Genomic DNA, 11,886 nt, shown 5'->3' on the forward strand with positions numbered 1-11,886 from the left:
CGTCATGCAACGCCTGCGGAGCAGCGCCGCCCTTCCAAACCCTTGGATGTCCTAGTATATTGCACAGTGACGGGGATCACTAGGCAGGCACCGTGCCGGGCCGGTGGATCCCAGGCAACGGCGCCGTGCCACCGACCGCCCGGAACGGCAGCGCCAGAGGACTTCGAAAGGTGCACCATGACCGTGACTGAGGAATTCCGGGCCGCGCGAGACCGGCTGCTTGCCCTGCGCGGGGACTACGACGGCGCCCGCAACGAATTCCAGTGGCCCCGCTTTGAGGAGTTCAACTTCGCACTGGACTGGTTCGACCAGCTCGCCGCGGACCCGGCCAAGGCGGACAAGCCTGCGCTGGTGATCGTTGAACAGGACGGGTCCGCGACCCGGCGCAGCTTCGCTGACCTCTCCCGGCGCTCGTCCCAGGTGGCCAACTGGCTGCGCGGGGCAGGTGTGCGGCGCGGGGACCGGATGATCATCATGCTCGGCAACCAGGTGGAGCTCTGGGAACTGATGCTGGCCGGCATCAAGCTGGGGATCGTCATGATTCCCACCACCACACTGATGGGACCGGCCGACCTCCAGGACCGGGTGGAACGCGGCGGTGCGGCCTGGGCCGCCGTCGGCAGTGCCAACATCGCGAAGTTCGCCGACGTCGCCGGCCAGTACACGCTGATTGAAGTTGGCGCCAGCGCCGGGGACCCCGCTGCTGCCCAGGCCAATGCCCTGCAGTACTACGGGGCAGATGCTGCCGCGGCCGGTGCGGATTTCACCCCGGACGCCCCCACCCCGGCCGACGAGACGCTCCTGCTGTACTTCACCTCGGGCACCACGTCCAAGGCCAAACTCGTCGAACACACGCACACCTCCTACCCGGTGGGACATCTGTCCACGATGTTCTGGATCGGTATGGAACCGGGCGACGTGCACCTCAACGTGGCCTCGCCGGGCTGGGCCAAGCATGCCTGGTCCAATGTGTTCACCCCCTGGATCGCCGAGGCGTGCGTGTTCATTTATAACTACGAACGCTTCGACGCCAGGGCGCTCATGGAGCAGATGGACCGCGAATCCGTGACCAGCTTCTGCGCCCCGCCGACGGTCTGGCGGATGCTGATCCAGGCCGATCTCACACTGCTCAAGAATCCGCCCACCAAGGTGGTGTCCGCCGGCGAACCGCTCAACGCCGAGGTGATCGACCAGGTCCACCGCGCATGGGGGCAAACCATCCGGGACGGCTTCGGCCAAACCGAATCCACCGTGCAGATCGCGAACACGCCGGGCCAGCCGATCAAGATCGGCGCCATGGGCAAGCCGCTGCCCGGCTACGACGTCGTGCTTGTGGACCCCGCCACGGGTGAGGAGGCCGACGACGGCGAGCTCTGCCTGCGCCTCGACCCCCGCCCCGTGGGGCTCATGAAGGCGTACTACGGCGACCCGGACAAGACGGCGGAGGCTTTCCGTGACGGCTACTACCACACGGGGGACATGGCGAGCCGGGACGAGCGCGGCATCATCACGTATGTGGGCCGCGGCGACGACGTCTTCAAGTCCTCCGACTACCGGCTGTCCCCGTTCGAACTGGAGAGCGTGCTGATTGAGCACCCCGCAGTGGCGGAGGCCGCCGTCGTCCCCTCCCCTGACCCGCTCAAGCTGTCAGTGCCGAAGGCGTTTGTGGTCCTGGCCGCTGGCCACCAGCCGGGCCCCGAGCTGGCCGAAGACATCCTGCGGTACTGCCGGGAGCACCTGGCGCCGTTCAAAAGGATCCGCCGGCTGGAGTTTGCCGAGCTCCCCAAGACGATCTCTGGCAAGATCAGGCGCGTGGAGCTGCGGCACAGCGAGGAAGTGCGCCACGGCGGCGGGCCCGTCCCGGAAGGCCTCGGCATCGAGTACTCCGACTCCGATTTCCCCGGGCTCAAGGGGCAGGGCTGAACATGGGAACACCGCTGCCGCGAGATCCGATTGCCGACGCCCGGCTGAACTGGGAGCGCCACGGCTGGTCCGACGTCGCCGCCCCGATGGCCGCCATCACCGCCATCATGCGGACCCAGCAGATCCTGCTCGGCCGGATCGAGGCGGTGCTCAAGCCGTTCGGGCTCACGTTTGCCCGGTACGAGCTGCTCGCGTTGCTCAGCTTCGCCCGCAGCGGGGCGCTGCCCATGAACAAGGCGAGCGCGCTGCTGCAGGTCCATCCCACCTCCGTGACCAACGCTGTGGACCGGCTCCAGGAGGCCGGGCTGGTGATCCGCTCGCCGCACCCCACGGACGGCCGCACCACCCTGATCGAGCTCACCCCGGAAGGCCGCACCCTGGCCAAACGGGCGACGGCGGTGCTGAACTCCGAGGTCTTTGGCCAGTCCGGCTTCGCGGACCAGGACGTGGACCAGCTGATCCGGATCCTGGGCACATTCCGCCGGAACGCCGGTGATTTCAGCGGCTGACGCCCGGGTGCCGGGCGATCGGGAGCGTTCCTTCGGCGGTATTCCTTCGGCGGTATTCCTTCTGCCTGCCCGGCGTCAGCTTGAGACGAACCGGCGTTCGAGGATCTGCCCGGGCCATTCCTTGACCTTGATCGTTTCGGTGCGCCGGTAGCCGGCGGATTCGTAGAAGCGGACCAGGTCGCCCTGGCCTCCCCCATAGCAGTCAACCCGCAGGAGCGGCACACCCAAGCGCTTGGTCTCGTCATCCGCCAGCCAGGCGACAGCCTCGTCGAATAACGCCAGAACGGCATACGACTGGCCCCGCCATGAGGACTGTGACTCAGAGCGTGAGCACACCCTCGGGGTGTGGATCCACACCCAGCGGTACAAAAACCGCCGCAATGAACTGGACCCGGTGAAGGTCAAACTCCTGGACGCTGCCGCTCCCGGTTGGCAGGCCGGGAGGACCGGGGGCCGCCCGCCCCGGCGGTGACCTGGAAGGCCGCGCTTCCCGGGGGGCCAGCGGCCAGGACGTCACGCCGGCTAGTACCCTTAGAGTGGTTCTCCAGTCCCCCCAGCTTGGAGAACCGGGAGCCTCCGCGCTTGAGTCCCTGGATTCGCGCGGAGGCTTTCCTCATACTCCCGACCAAGACCGCGCTCAAAGTGCCATCAAGGGCCGGGCCGGCGCACGTCAGGCGGCCGGCMCGGCGCCGCGGACTCCCGCGGCCGGCCGGCCGGGAAGCGGCGTGACCTTTTCCGGGCCCTGGTGTGAGATGAGTTGAGGACCGGCAGGTGCCTCGAGCACGGCGAGCGGGAGTTCGCGGTGGACCAGGTAATCGCACGCGGCCGGGCCGGTCATCCTCAGGCCCGGGCACCTGCGTCCACGGTATTCAATGTGGACATCGGCTGCGCGCAAACCTGCTCTGAACGCCCTGCCACTAACTGGTGCAAACCCTCCAAGCCCGCACCAGCTCAGATACAAGCCATACAGTTCCTCCACGCTGAGACCGCCGTCCGGATCCGGTGCGACGCACTCAGTGAGGAAATCTTCCAGTGGTGTCTTCGTCATCGTGGCCTCCTGCATCCTGGCGGCAAAGCCGCTCAAATGAAACAGCAACAGCATGAATGTGAAGCATGACCAACCCAGAAACACTAAAAAATCTAGAAGCACCAATCCCCACTGTCAACCAGATTTTCCGGAGCGAGCCAGGCCTGCCCGCACCGAGCCGTGGGGCAGTCCACAACCCTGAAGGAGAGCCGCAGCAAGGCCCGCAGGGGTTGTGCCCACTGGGGTCAGGTGGAGCCCTCCGCGCAGCTCAGGCTGTCCCCATTGGCGTGCAACCAGTTGATTGTCGGAGCCCTCCCCCATACTGAATCCAGCGGCTGAGAAGTATCGGTAATCCGTTGAGTAGCTTCTCAACGAATAGCCTCCGAATTCGCCCGGTTAGCGGTCCTCGGCGTCACCCAGAGCTGGTAGCGGACTACCTCCCGCCGGAAGATGAACCAGATCCCCGCCAACAGCAGCATCCCAACTCCAAGGTCCACACTGTTTCCCGTTCCCGTTGAATCGATCCCTGTCCCGGGTACCAATACGATGTATAGGCCAACGGAACCCAGGAGCGCGCACACTGCGAGACTTAGCTGCCGGTGCCGGGGACGCCAATTAGTGTGGCCCCACCGCAAGGAGGAGCGCTCCGCTAGAACCCGCCTGCCACAGCCAATGCCAAGAGCGATGCGCCGGACAGGACCAGCAGGGGTTCGTGCATGGAATCCTCTTCGAAGATACTGAGGCCAGACTACAAGTGGCCGACAACGGTTCTGAACGCTGGGACGGCGAGAAGCCCAGGGTAAAGATTCTTCCGGGGCGGACGGTCCGGCCCCCGCAGGGTCAGTTTTTCAGGTTGAGCTTTCCGCGGGCGATGCTGTCGGCGGAGTGGGCGGGATCCCCGTTGTACGGCTGATTGGAGATGTCGACGATGGGGTACTGGGCCAGGTCGATGCCGGCAGGGATGGTGAAGTTGCCGGATTCGTTGGCGAGGACGCCGAGGCTGACCATTTTGGTCAGGTCGGCGGAACCGACCCACACTCCCCGGAATCCGGTGATGTGGTCGTTGGAGAGCCGGATCATCAGTTGGCGGGTTCCATCCGGGAGTTGCTCCACCCGCGCGTCTCCGCTGCCGGTGTGCGCGGGCAGGGGGGACAGGGACGTTTGGGCGAGGACAATGGATGCTGGAGCCGTCTGGGTGGAGGAAGGGGACGGCGTGCCGGTGTGTCCGATGACTCCGGCGGCGACCCATCCGGCGGCCGTGCCGAGAATGATGCCGGCCGCGGCCGCCATCATCCAGAGTCCGGGACGGGCGGCCCGGTTTTTGGCGCTGGGCCGAATGGGAGCCGGTGCCGACGCTGTCTTGCTGCCATGGTTCAGGGGCGCTTGCGCCGTGGCCGGGTCGATGGCCGACCGCTCCGGAGGTGCACCGCGCGGTACGGAGTGCTGGCTCAGGGGATCCGTCGCCAGCGCCGGGGAGAGCCCGAGGGCCTGATGGATGGCGGTCCAGTTCTGGCTGCCGGGTTTTTCGAGTTCAACGCCTCCCGGGTCGAGGGTGGCAATGTGCACGGCGTGCCGCAGCCCTCGCAGGGTATCGCTGCACGTGGGGCAGCCGGCGAGGTGGGCGGCGTCGGCGTCTGTGCCTACGGGCTCGCCCAGGGCCAGCAGACTGAGAAGGTCCGCGTCAAGGTGTTCCATGTTCCACCTCCAGGCGGGTGCGCAAACGGGCGAGGCTGCGCCGGATGTGGCTTTTGACGGTGCCGAGCGGCAGGTTGAGGCGCGATGAGATTTGGTCGTGGGTCAGGTCTTCATAGAATGCCAGCCGCATTATTGCTTGCTGTGGGTCCCCTAATTTTTCCAGTTCTTCGTCCAGGGTTAGGCGGTCGGCGACCTCGTCGACGTCCCCCGCATCTGGCTGGGCGGCGGGGTCAACGACCAGGAGCGTGGCCGCTTGTTCGAGATGACGCTGGCGGGCGCGGGCGGACAACGCGTCGGAGATGGCATTGCGCGTGATCCCGATCAGCCAGGCTGGCAGCCGTGCCGCCTCAGGCCGGTAAGTGGTCCGTGATTTCCAAGCGCGGATGAAGACCTCCTGGGTGACGTCGTCGGCAGCGGCACGCTCTCCTAGGGATCTCAGCGCCAGCGTGTAGACCAGCGGACCAAACCGTCGGTATGCCTCCGCGAGGGCGCGTTCGTCGCCGCCGACAAATGCGCGATCGAGACCGGGGTCCCAGTCATGCGTTGCGGCAGCCTCCATCGGGCGCTCCTTTGAGCGATAAGCGGCCCTGTTGACCCACATTATGCCGCTCGCGCGGGAGCTCCGCCACGGTCGAATGGCGGCGGTGGTCCGGGACGTCATTTCGCACGCCTGCCGGTGGGGCCGCAGTCGAAGCGGTCCCACCGGGCAAGAGGACGTGATGGCGGCAAGAGCCCTAGGAGCCTACTCGTCGTCGCACTCGTCTCCTTGCGAGGCGGAGTCCACAACCTGTACGGCGACTTTGAGGTTCTTGGCGGCGAGGCTGCCCCAGGCGTAGACGATAGTGTTTTTCCCCTCGGTGATCCGGACGTTGGCCGGGCCGATCAGCGGGGACGTGGTTCCGGCCGCTGCGACCGACGCGGAGACAGTACCGGCCTTAAGGGTGAGGGTCTTTTGATGCGGGTTGGTGAGTTCTTTGACGACGGCGGTCCTTCCGGCGAGGACGTCGACGGCCGGGGCGGCGGCAACGTGCCGGACGGTCAGCTTGCCCTTTCCATCCGGGCTGGTCGAGGTGTCATTGGTGAAAAGTGTGGCCGTCGGTTTGCCGTTGGCGGCCAGGTGCGCGACCGCGGTGTAGTCCTGGCCTGCTTCCAGGTCGACCGTGACGGGGCCAATGACGGGGTTGGCCGCGCTGGTGGCGTTCGCCCCGGTGATGGCAATCTTGTGGTCTCCATCGGGGACGTTCAACGGCCCGGCCACCTTCCCCGGCGTGAAGTTGTCCAGGGCGCGCTTGCCGTCGACCCAGACGTCCACGGTCAGGCCCGGGACGCCATGGAGGACGGACAGTTTCGCTGTGCCTTCGTCGTGGTGGTGCCAGGTGCCGGCCTGGGCGGGGGCAGCCAGGGTCAGTGCTGCCAGCAGCGTCATCGCTCCGGCGGCTGCAGTAAGTGTCTTGCGCATTTCCAACTCCTCATAAGGTGCCCGCATGGGGGCGGTGGTTGTGCTTACACCCTTACTACCGGCCAAAGCCCGTACCCGGATGCACCCGCATGGAAGTTTTTTAACGGACCGGCTGCCTGGCGCAGGGGCATGGTTCCGCGGTCCACAGCGTAACCGGGCTGATTTACCACGCGGGGGCACCCTGCCCACGTCCGCTTCTACGATCGGACCTTGCATCGCACGCGGCGCGGAGGGTGCGGGCCGTCAGGACGGGGGAATTTGGGTGGAGGAGGCGGTGCCAGCGGTGTTCTAGTTGCTTGATGCGACGAAATCCGGGCCAGTTGGGGCCGGTTTGATCAGCTAGCCGATGCCGCGCAGGGTGTGGAACGTGGGGGGCCGGCGGCGTTGGTCTTCCGCCGGAGATAGGAGATGTAGAGCTCGACGTTGTTGCCGCGCCGGTCGGGGTTTTCAGGGCCAGACGTGGTTCACGATTTCGGCCTTGCGCACGACGTTCCCGGGTATTCCATCAGCAGCTCCTTCTCCCCCACCATGTTCTTTTGCCTGCTGGCGGAGCATCGCGGAGCTGTGCCCGACGGAGCCCGCGCAACCCGAAGGGCAAGCACCTGATGGATTGCGGGGAGGAAATAAGCGCAGCGCCGACCACAACGCATCCGGTGCGCGGTCGTCCGCAGGACGGTTGCGCCCGTGTAGCGGGCACATATGATCCAACGGACAGCAGCAAAAAGAATGAAAATGCTTGTGCTGTCCGAGCGCAGCGAGGCCCGTTTTGCCCTTGATGGGATCCGGGACGGCCTGGGGGTGATTCCCGGCGAGATCGTTCCGGATTCCTGGTCCTAGACGATATGAACCCGGGGTTCCAGTCCTACGTCAGCGAGCACCACAGTTCATATCGTCTAGGCCAGCGGGAGCTGAAGATGTCGTTCTGAACGGAGCCCACCGAGACGGGTTGGACGGTAGTCACATGCGTGACGTTCACGAACGAGAGTCGACCAGTCTTCTTCGACATCATTTACACCTATGCAACGTGGGCCCGCAGGGCTCCACAGGTATTACTCAGCGCGTACAGACAAAATGTTGATTCTAGCGTGGGCATCAAACGCCACTTGGTAATCGGTCCGCCGGGGGCTGGGCCAGAGAGAAGCCGGAACGGATGAGCCGAAATACCTTCAAAATTCTGGTGCTGGACAGCGCGGCGCGACCCGCGGCGCTGATTCTCGCTGCGACCCTCGCGGTCGCGGCCACGGCCTGTGAGCCCACCCCGCCAGGAGGCGGGCCATCGCCGGGGCAGGACAAGACAACGGCCGCCCCCGGAACTCCTGCGACAACCCCCTCTGCAGAACCCACACAGGCCCAGGGGAAGCCCGGCCACGTCTTCGTGATCAACCTGGAGAACCACGATTACAACGATGTCTGGGGTGCTAGTTCGGCGGCCCCTTACTTGTCGAAGACCCTGCGCGCCGAGGGTGTGCTGCTCTCCCGGTACTACGGGATAGACCACAATTCCCTCCCGGACTACCTGGCCCAGATTTCGGGGCAGGGCTCGAACGCCATGACGCGCGCCGATTGCCCGGTGTATGCCGGGTTCAAACAAACCGGAACATCCGAACTTAGCCAGGTGCAGGGTACCGGCTGTGTGTACCCGGCCTCGGTTCCGACACTTGCAGGCCAGCTCAGTTCCGCCGGCAAGACCTGGAAAGGCTACATGGAGGACATGGGCACTCCCTGCCAGCATCCCGAGCCCGGCTCTAAGGACGATCACCACAAGGCGAAGGAGGGCGACCAATACGCAACGCGCCACAACCCGTTCGTGTATTTTGAGGAAATAACATCGTCCCCGGACTGCCAGAAAAACGTGGTGGATTACACCCACTTCGCCGATGACCTGAAGTCCACGGACGCGACACCGAACCTTTCCTACATCACACCCAACCTGTGCAATGACGGGCACGACAGCCCCTGCGTCGACGGGAACCCGGGCGGTCTCGAAAGCGCCGACGGCTGGCTGCAGCAGCAGGTTCCGGCCATCCTCGACTCCCCGGCCTACAAAAAGGACGGGATGCTGGTGATCACCTTCGACGAAACCGAAGCCAAGACCCCCGGCCCGTCGGGCATCCCCGGGGGCACGGCCGGCGGCCGGGTCGGGGCGCTGGTGATCTCGCCGTTCACCAAGGGGGGCACGACGTCGGACAGGATGTACAACCACTACAGCCTGCTTGCCAGCATCGAGGACATCTTTTCAGTACCCAGGCTCGGCTACGCAGGCGCGCCGGGGCTGAACAGCTTCGGCCCGGACGTCTTCAACGCCCTGTAATCGCCCGTAGCACCGAATCTCCAAGCATCGCCGCTCCCCCGACCCGGGGCTCCCACACGGCAAGAAAAACCGCAGCTTCAGAACCTACTGTTGCGTTGTGGCACAGCAGCCCAGTCAGGGGCACGCCACAACGTCATTCAACCTCAGAATGACGAAGCGCACCCCAGAGACCGGCTCCACCTTCCTTAAAGATGGAGCCGGCCTGAGCGGCCCACCGAGAAACGCGCGGAGCGATGCCCTGCAGATAGCGATCGACTTCGCTCAACGGCAGCACGGGCTCTCAATGAAGGTGCTGAATTGGGTCCGCACATGCAGCGAAGTAGGACGTTTGTCTCCCGGAGAGGCCCACAAAAGGTATCCCCCAGGCTCCAGCGAGGATTCGGCTGCTGACCTACTCACCGCCACGCCTGCTGTGACTTTGCAGACGTCCGGCGCGCGCAAGCTACGCGGACTGATCGTATCCGCGCGCCGCCCGAGTCTGTACCTAGGACGCGTGCTGGCTTCGTGAGTCCAAGTAAGCAGCCCTTGTGCGCTCCGATGGCCCAGCGCGTCAGCTTAGGACCGGGGGCGAGGACCCCTAATACCCGGGCATTTTGTGCCGCCGCCGGCTGTCACCCTGCGGCTGATGTTGTCCGTAAGGGGAGCCAATCCATTCGCTCTGGTCGGGGCAACTTTCCGTGTCAGGTGCGGTCCATTCTGCTCGAGCCTCGGTGTGGAGCGCTCCGGTCGTCCTGGTTCTGCTGTTCCCTCCCGACGGCGTCGGCGTGCTGTTCGCGGAGTTCGCGGCCGCGGCGGATATCCTCTTCTTCGCGGGCTTGAATCTTGTCGCTTTGTTTGGTGTCACGGGGCGGCAGCTGGATGGTCTCTTCGGCTTCGATGCCGGACTGGAGCTGGCGGCCGCGTTCCGTTTCGGCGTCGAACTCGGCACCGAACAACAGGGACATGTTCAGTATCCAGAGCCACAGCAGCGAGATGATCACGCCGCCGATAGTGCCGTAGGTCTGGTCGTAACTGCTGAAGTTGCCTACGTAGAACCCGAAGGCCACGGAGGCGAGCAGGAAGATCACTAAGGCCATCAGGGACCCGATGCTCATCCAGCGGAACTTGGGCTGCTTCACGTTAGGCGTGGCGTAGTAAAGGATGGCGATCACGACGATAACCAGGAGCAGCACCACGGGCCACTTCGCAATGTCCCAGACGGTCACGAAGGCCCCGCCGAGGCCGACCGCGTTCCCGACGGATTCTGCCACGGGGCCGGTCAGGACCAGCATGAGGGCGAGGAGGGCGACAATCAGCACGGTGACGACGGTGACACCGAGCATGGTGCTCCGGAGTTTGATGAAGGGCCTGCCTTCGTCAACTTCGTAGATCCGGTTCATTGCCCGGCCAAACGCGCCCACGTAGCCCGAGGCGGACCAGAGCGCGACGAGAATGCCAATGAGCAGCGTAAATCCGGCCGAGGAGGAACTGGTGAGCTGCTCGAGGGGCGCCCGGACGGCGTTCACCGACTCGGCAGGGGCGAAGCGCTGAACGATCTCCAGCAGCGTAGCGGTGGTCTTCTCGGCTTGCCCGAAGATGCCAAGCAGGGACACGAAGGCCAACAGGGCAGGAAAAAACGAGAGTACCGCGTAGTAGGTCAGGGCCGCGGCGAGGTCGGGGCACTGGTCCTTGGTGAACTCCCGCAGGGTCTTCTTGGCGATGTGCCGCCACGAGTGTTTGGTGACATCGGCGGGGCTGTCGGGCTTGCGGGGATCGTCGGGGGCGGGCGCCGTGTGGGCTTTGGCCGTGCTGCTCTCCCCTGTCTCGGCGTCGGTCACGGTGCCATCTTCTGCATTGGAAAGGTTCTTGGCCATGGAAATTTTCCTTCGTGAAGTTAAGTGCAGAGGCCGGCCGCCCAGCGCATCAGCGGGGGCAGCCGGCCGGATCCTGATCAGAGCCCTTAGGCCTGCTGCACGTTGTCCTTGGCCTCGGTGGCCCGGTCCTTGACGTCCGCCACGGCACCCTGGCCTTCGGCCTTGACATGATCGGTGGCGTCGACGGCGGTGGCTTTGACGTTCGCCACGGCCTCCTGGGCCGGTTCCTTCAGCCCTTCGGCCACGTGCTTCGCCGCCTCGGTCAGTTCCGTGGTGAGCGGCTCCGCGGCCGTCTTAAGAGCATCCGCGGCCTCGCGCTCCTTCTGGCTGGCCGGGATCAGGGCAGAGACCAGCAGCCCGGCGCCGAACGCGATCAGACCTGCCGCCAGCGGGTTGCCCTGCGTCCTGGCCTTGACCTGCGCAGGGGCGTCGCCGACGTGCGTACCGGTACTGGCCGTGGCCGAGTGCACGTTGCCGGCAGTGTGGTCCGCTGCGCCCATGACTTTCTCCTTTACTCCAAAGACGGCGTCCTTGACGTTCTCTTTGACTTTGTCAGTTTGCCGCTGGACGATGTGCGACGGTGTGACCTTGTCCGCTACGGCATCGACGTTGGTACCCAGCCGGGCACGGGTTGCTTCGATATCTGCTCGGATGACATCCGGGTTTTCACTCATCGTGGTTCCTCGCTGAATCTAGGTGTTGGGTTTGAGCGTGGGCGGGATTTCCTGCAACGTCTCAGTGGTCTGGGGCATCCCCTTGACCGCCTTGAGTTCCTTGCGTCCGGTCGAGGACAGGATCGCGGCAACGGCGCCCCAGATCACGGCGAGAACCACGGCGGACCAGGCAGGCCCCATGACGTAGCCCAGAGCCCACCAGAGCGCCAGGGACAGGAACAGGAGCACGAAATGTCCAGCGACGGCGGCGCCCGCCAGCATCCCCGCACCCTTACCGGCCCGCTCGGCCGACTGCTTGAGCTCGACCTTGGCCAGCTCGACTTCCTGCCGCATCAGCGTGGACATGTCCCGTGTGACATCACCCAGGAGATCGCCGAGGGAGGCGGATTCCGCTTTCGCCTGTGCGGCTGTGGGAGGTGGCTCCGGCATCTGGCT

The 11,886-nt window shown here is 65.2% G+C and carries 10 protein-coding genes; 3 read left to right on the top strand and 7 right to left on the bottom strand.

Going from position 1 to position 11,886, the window contains the following annotated elements; genetic code table 11:
• Window positions 1-177: 177 nt before the first annotated feature.
• Entirely contained in the window at window positions 178-1,923 is a 1,746-nt protein-coding gene (locus AC1DZV_RS15185; RefSeq protein ID WP_459383688.1) for an AMP-binding protein, read from the top strand.
• A 2-nt stretch (window positions 1,924-1,925) separates the two neighbouring features.
• The gene (locus AC1DZV_RS15190; protein WP_028277447.1) at window positions 1,926-2,432 is read left to right on the top strand and encodes a MarR family winged helix-turn-helix transcriptional regulator; all 507 of its coding nucleotides are present in this window, start codon (window positions 1,926-1,928) and stop codon (window positions 2,430-2,432) included.
• Window positions 2,433-2,507: 75 nt separating this feature from the next.
• Here AC1DZV_RS15190 and AC1DZV_RS15195 read toward each other — a convergent pair whose 3' ends face one another.
• The 4 genes from AC1DZV_RS15195 to AC1DZV_RS15210 all read right to left on the bottom strand — a co-directional run bounded on the left by AC1DZV_RS15195 (window position 2,508) and on the right by AC1DZV_RS15210 (window position 6,613).
• Window positions 2,508-2,768 (bottom strand): hypothetical protein, encoded by a 261-nt coding sequence (locus tag AC1DZV_RS15195; protein ID WP_243181412.1) that lies wholly within the window; start codon window positions 2,766-2,768, stop codon window positions 2,508-2,510.
• 1,531 nt (window positions 2,769-4,299) lie between these two features.
• Window positions 4,300-5,154 (bottom strand): anti-sigma factor, encoded by an 855-nt coding sequence (locus AC1DZV_RS15200; RefSeq protein WP_476949962.1) that lies wholly within the window; start codon window positions 5,152-5,154, stop codon window positions 4,300-4,302.
• Window positions 5,141-5,713: an RNA polymerase sigma factor gene (locus AC1DZV_RS15205; RefSeq protein WP_243181409.1), complete on the bottom strand. Its 573-nt coding sequence runs from the start codon at window positions 5,711-5,713 to the stop codon at window positions 5,141-5,143. The genes AC1DZV_RS15200 and AC1DZV_RS15205 overlap by 14 nt, the downstream gene beginning before the upstream one ends.
• Before the next feature lie 183 nt (window positions 5,714-5,896).
• The gene (locus AC1DZV_RS15210; RefSeq protein WP_243181408.1) at window positions 5,897-6,613 is read right to left on the bottom strand and encodes a DUF4397 domain-containing protein; all 717 of its coding nucleotides are present in this window, start codon (window positions 6,611-6,613) and stop codon (window positions 5,897-5,899) included.
• Window positions 6,614-7,763: 1,150 nt separating this feature from the next.
• Between AC1DZV_RS15210 and AC1DZV_RS15215 the strand changes: the two genes are divergently transcribed.
• The gene (locus AC1DZV_RS15215) at window positions 7,764-8,924 is read left to right on the top strand and encodes an alkaline phosphatase family protein (protein WP_476954028.1); all 1,161 of its coding nucleotides are present in this window, start codon (window positions 7,764-7,766) and stop codon (window positions 8,922-8,924) included.
• A gap of 680 nt (window positions 8,925-9,604) precedes the next feature.
• On the opposite strand, the gene AC1DZV_RS15220 is transcribed toward AC1DZV_RS15215, so the two are convergent.
• The 3 genes from AC1DZV_RS15220 to AC1DZV_RS15230 all read right to left on the bottom strand — a co-directional run bounded on the left by AC1DZV_RS15220 (window position 9,605) and on the right by AC1DZV_RS15230 (window position 11,880).
• Entirely contained in the window at window positions 9,605-10,777 is a 1,173-nt protein-coding gene (locus AC1DZV_RS15220; RefSeq protein WP_476954029.1) for a YihY/virulence factor BrkB family protein, read from the bottom strand.
• Window positions 10,778-10,863: 86 nt separating this feature from the next.
• Entirely contained in the window at window positions 10,864-11,451 is a 588-nt protein-coding gene (locus tag AC1DZV_RS15225; RefSeq protein ID WP_476943362.1) for a DUF3618 domain-containing protein, read from the bottom strand.
• Window positions 11,452-11,469: 18 nt separating this feature from the next.
• Window positions 11,470-11,880: a phage holin family protein gene (locus tag AC1DZV_RS15230; RefSeq protein WP_476954038.1), complete on the bottom strand. Its 411-nt coding sequence runs from the start codon at window positions 11,878-11,880 to the stop codon at window positions 11,470-11,472.
• Window positions 11,881-11,886 lie beyond the last annotated feature (6 nt).

The organism is Arthrobacter sp. P1_D12 (genome assembly GCF_056406175.1).

Coding starts and splice junctions, on each gene's coding strand:
- AC1DZV_RS15185 (WP_459383688.1), top strand. CDS start 178: ATGACCGTGACTGAGGAATTCCGGGCCGCGCGAGACCGGCTGCTTGCC.
- AC1DZV_RS15190 (WP_028277447.1), top strand. CDS start 1,926: ATGGGAACACCGCTGCCGCGAGATCCGATTGCCGACGCCCGGCTGAAC.
- AC1DZV_RS15200 (WP_476949962.1), bottom strand. CDS start 5,154: ATGGAACACCTTGACGCGGACCTTCTCAGTCTGCTGGCCCTGGGCGAG.
- AC1DZV_RS15205 (WP_243181409.1), bottom strand. CDS start 5,713: ATGGAGGCTGCCGCAACGCATGACTGGGACCCCGGTCTCGATCGCGCA.
- AC1DZV_RS15210 (WP_243181408.1), bottom strand. CDS start 6,613: ATGCGCAAGACACTTACTGCAGCCGCCGGAGCGATGACGCTGCTGGCA.
- AC1DZV_RS15215 (WP_476954028.1), top strand. CDS start 7,764: ATGAGCCGAAATACCTTCAAAATTCTGGTGCTGGACAGCGCGGCGCGA.
- AC1DZV_RS15220 (WP_476954029.1), bottom strand. CDS start 10,777: ATGGCCAAGAACCTTTCCAATGCAGAAGATGGCACCGTGACCGACGCC.
- AC1DZV_RS15225 (WP_476943362.1), bottom strand. CDS start 11,451: ATGAGTGAAAACCCGGATGTCATCCGAGCAGATATCGAAGCAACCCGT.
- AC1DZV_RS15230 (WP_476954038.1), bottom strand. CDS start 11,880: ATGCCGGAGCCACCTCCCACAGCCGCACAGGCGAAAGCGGAATCCGCC.